General features: G+C 64.0%; 1 protein-coding gene. It reads right to left on the bottom strand.

What is annotated here, in order from left to right:
• Positions 1–488: 488 nt before the first annotated feature.
• On the bottom strand, positions 489–758 hold the full coding sequence (locus tag ABD056_RS22950; protein ID WP_425545078.1) for a DUF4365 domain-containing protein: 270 nt from the start codon (positions 756–758) through the stop codon (positions 489–491).
• Between the last annotated feature and the right edge of the window lie 28 nt (positions 759–786).

Raw genomic sequence — 786 nt, forward strand, 5'->3', positions numbered from 1 at the left:
CAGACTTAGTAACCCCTCCCCAGGCATGCGCCGATGCTACATGCCGACGGCGAAGCTTGACTAGACCAGAGTTCCCAGCTTGCTGCCTGTATTCCTGACAAGTTTCTCTACGTCTTCAAGACGGGCCCCTCCAGGGCCCGAAAGCGCGCCGCCACCACAGGGCGGGCCGCCTGCCCGCCACTCCGCTTCGCTGCGCTCTGGGCGCGTCCCTTGGCTTGGCGCGCACGTGCCAACAGGGTGCCGGGTCGAAGACAGCAGAACTCGCCGTCAACGCTCGACACCTTGCCTGGTGCATCAGTCGTCGGAATGGCCGGCGACCGCTTCCGGTCCGGCTACCTACCCCGACCGTCCGTCCGTGGGTTCCCGCATCGGCCCGCTAGCAATCATGGAAGGGGGCGGTCCGGCACGGCACGCGTCAAGGGCGCCTACGGCGTCCCTCCGGGATCTCCGACCCTTGACCCGCACCGCACCGCACCTAAGGTCGGCAGCTATCGGGGCGATGCGGGAGGTCTGCCCGTGCGCTTGAGCTGAATCTCCAGTCTCGCCACCCGATCTGTCGCCAGGTGCGAGTCAGCTCGGTGGGTGACGGAGACGTCGATACCTTCATCGATCTCAGGTCTAGCTATGACGCAACCGGCAGATGCGCAGACTGCGCGCAGATAACCTTCCTGAAATGACTCCATCAAGTCTGTAATCCGCTTGAAAAATCCCCTCAACAGCGGTCTCGACGGCAGACTTAGTAACCCCTCCCCAGGCATGCGCCGATGCTACATGCCGACGGCGAAG

Source organism: Caenispirillum bisanense (assembly GCF_039523075.1).
In the GTDB taxonomy this organism is placed as follows: domain Bacteria; phylum Pseudomonadota; class Alphaproteobacteria; order Rhodospirillales; family Rhodospirillaceae; genus Caenispirillum; species Caenispirillum bisanense.